We start from the raw sequence: 2,874 nt of genomic DNA, 5'->3' as shown, positions 1-2,874 counted from the left end.
ACCTCGCAGCCGTCATTGAACGCGCTGGTCTATGCGCTGGCGAGCGGTGAGCGCGCCACCGGCATCGACCCGCACGGGCTGCAGGCGCTGGCCGATTACTGGGAAGTGGCGCGCGAGGCGTATGCGCCGTTCGAGTGCGGCCTCAAGGCCGGCTCGGCGGATGTCTACGAGCACGAGATGCCGGGCGGCCAGTACTCGAACTTCCGCGCGCAGGCCATCTCGCTCGGCCTTGGCGAGCGGTGGGCGGAGGTCAAGCGCGCGTATCGCACCGTGAACGACATGCTGGGCGACATCGTCAAGGTGACGCCATCGTCCAAGGCGGTCGGCGACATGGCGCTGTTCATGGTGCAGAACGACCTTACCCCGCAGGACGTGATCGACCGCGCCGACGAGCTGGCGTTTCCGGACGCCTTCGTCGACCTGCTCGCCGGGCGCATGGGCCAGCCGGATGGCGGTTTCCCGAAGGCGCTGCAAAAGGCGGTGCTCAAGGGCGCAAAGCCGCTCGAAAAACGCCCGGGCGAACTGCTGCCGCCGTACGACTTCGACGCCGCGCGCAAGGCCGCCGGCGCGCGCAAGCCGAGCGAGGAGGACCTGGTCGCGCAGGCCATGTTCCCGGCGGTGTTCCGCGACTACGTGCGCTTTGTCGAGCGCTGCGGCGACGTGTCGGTGATCGACACGCCGACGTTCTTTTACGGCCTTCGGCCCGGCGAAGAGCGCGCCGTCACCATCGAGGAAGGCAAGACGCTGATCGTGAAGCTGCTGGCGGTCGGTGAGCTCGAACCGGACGGCACGCGGCAGGTGTTTTTCGAGCTCAACGGCCGCCGGCGCGACATCGTCATCCAGGACCGCGCGGCGGGCGGCAAACAGCAGCAGCGCGAGCGCGCCGACCCGGACGACCCGAACCACATCGCCGCGCCCATGGCCGGCAAGGTGGCCGCCGTGCACGTGAAGGAAGGCGAGACCGTCGCGGCCGGCGCGCGGCTGGTGACCACCGAGGCCATGAAAATGGTGAACCTGGTCGCGGCACCGCACGCCGGCACGGTCAAACGCCTGCTGGTGCAGGCCGGCGATGCGGTGCGGGCCGGCGATCTGCTGTGCGAGCTGGCTTGAGGCGGGGGCGATCCGTGCGGCGCCGGCCGGGCGTCGTCAGCGCGGCCAGGCCAGCGCCGCCTGCCAGGCCGGGCGGGCGGCCAGGCGTTCGTAGTAACGGTGCACGGTGCCCGGCAGCGGAAACGCCATATCGTGCAGCGCCGCCAGGTGCGGCAGCATCACCAGGTCCGCCAGCGTGTAGCGGCCGAGCAGGTAGTCGCCGCCACCGAGCGCCTCGGCCAGGATTTCGAGATTGCGGGCGATGGTCTCGCGCAGCGCGGCGATGGCCTGCGCGTCGCGCGCCGCCTCGGGCTTGGCCAGCTCCGCCACCAGGCGTTGGCGCGGCGGGTTGAAGGTGGCCGGCTGCCACACCAGCCACTTGTAGACGCGGGCGCGCTCGTCGAGCCGTGACGGCAGCAGGTCGCCGTGCGGGTACTTCTCGGCCAGGTACAGCAGGATGGCCGACGACTCCCACAGCACGAGCTCGCCGTCCACCAGCGTCGGCACCACGCCGTTCGGGTTCAGGCGCAGGTAGTCCGGCGCGCGCTGGGCGCCGGTGGTCAGATCGATCGTCACCAGTTCACAGGCGACGCCCAGTTCCGCCAGGCACAGGCGCACCTTGCGCGTGTTGCCGGAGCGGTGATAGCCGTACAGCTGCATCGGTGGACCCTCCTCGCAAGTGCGGACCGGGACAGTATGGCGCACGCGTCGGGACCTTCATCGGCCGGCGCGTATCGCGCGGGCTTGGCACGCCCGATGCTCCGCAGTGCCGACCCACTTCCTCACCGCCGGTGTCTATGAAGCCATCCGCCCCGCTGCGCGTCATGTTGGTCGACGACGACCTCGAACGGCGTTCGCTGATAGCGGGCGCGCTGGCGCAGGCGGGTCTTGCCGTGGCGGCCGAACTCGGCACGGCGGACGGTCTGCTGCGCGCGGTTTCGGTCAGCAAGCCGGACGTGGTGATCATCGACCTCGACTCGCCCGACCGCGACATCCTCGAGAACATGCGCTGCCTGTCGCGCGACAACCCGCACCCGGTGGTCATGTTCGCCAGCGCGTCCGACGCCGACACCATCCGCCAGGCCATCGAGGCCGGGGTCAGCGCCTATGTGGTGGATGGCTTGCAGCCGGGCCGCGTGCGGGCGGTGGTGGAGGTGGCCATCGCGCGATTCCGGCAGTACGCGTCATTACAGAGCGAGCTGGCCCAGGCGCGCACCAGTCTGGCGCAGCGCAAGCTCGTCGAGCGCGCCAAGGGCATCCTCATGACGCGCGGTGGTCGCAGCGAAAACGACGCTTACCACGCGCTGCGCAAACTGGCCATGGATCAGAACAAGACCATCGCCGAGATTGCCCAGGGGGTGATCGACACCGCCGAGTTATTCAAATGAGCCCAAATCAACCATCGCCCGAGCTGTCGCGGGTGCGTCTGGGTTACATCCCGCTCACCGATGCGGCACCGCTGGTGGTGGCGCTGGAGCGTGGCTATTTCGCGCGCTACGGGCTCGACGTGACGCTGGTGCGCCAGCCGTCCTGGGCCACGCTGCGCGACAAGCTGTTGGTGGGGCACCTCGACGGCGCCCACCTGCTGGCGCCGATGGCGCTGGCCTGCGCGCTGGGCGTGGAGGGCGTGCCGCAGCGGCTGGTGGCGGCACTCAGCCTGGGGCTCGGCGGCAACGCCATCACGGTGGCCGACAATCTGTACCGGGAACTGCAGGCCGTGGCCGGCAGTGAGCCGGTGACGGTCAAAACGCTGGCGCGCCTCATTGCGCGCCGCCGTGCGGCCGG

At 70.0% G+C, this 2,874-nt stretch carries 4 protein-coding genes; 3 read left to right on the top strand and 1 reads right to left on the bottom strand.

Features of this window, described 5'->3' with window-relative positions:
- On the top strand, positions 1-1,110 hold a 1,110-nt coding region (locus tag PHC73_RS13355), incomplete at its 5' end, for a biotin/lipoyl-containing protein (RefSeq protein WP_300129241.1).
- Positions 1,111-1,146: 36 nt separating this feature from the next.
- Here the strand turns inward: PHC73_RS13355 and PHC73_RS13350 are convergent.
- Positions 1,147-1,749 (bottom strand): glutathione S-transferase family protein, encoded by a 603-nt coding sequence (locus PHC73_RS13350; RefSeq protein ID WP_300129239.1) that lies wholly within the window; start codon positions 1,747-1,749, stop codon positions 1,147-1,149.
- Between the two features lie 137 nt (positions 1,750-1,886).
- Between PHC73_RS13350 and PHC73_RS13345 the strand changes: the two genes are divergently transcribed.
- Entirely contained in the window at positions 1,887-2,477 is a 591-nt protein-coding gene (locus PHC73_RS13345; RefSeq protein WP_300129237.1) for an ANTAR domain-containing response regulator, read from the top strand.
- The coding region (locus PHC73_RS13340; RefSeq protein WP_300129236.1) for an ABC transporter substrate-binding protein at positions 2,474-2,874 on the top strand (401 nt) is incomplete at its 3' end. The genes PHC73_RS13345 and PHC73_RS13340, both read left to right, overlap by 4 nt.

The sequence above is a fragment of the Immundisolibacter sp. genome (assembly GCF_028696615.1).
Classification (GTDB): Bacteria; Pseudomonadota; Gammaproteobacteria; order Immundisolibacterales; family Immundisolibacteraceae; genus Immundisolibacter.
Note: the sequence above shows the minus strand (reverse complement) of the source record. Positions and strands in the feature narration are given on the sequence as shown.

Coding starts and splice junctions, on each gene's coding strand:
- PHC73_RS13350 (WP_300129239.1), bottom strand. CDS start 1,749: ATGCAGCTGTACGGCTATCACCGCTCCGGCAACACGCGCAAGGTGCGC.
- PHC73_RS13345 (WP_300129237.1), top strand. CDS start 1,887: ATGAAGCCATCCGCCCCGCTGCGCGTCATGTTGGTCGACGACGACCTC.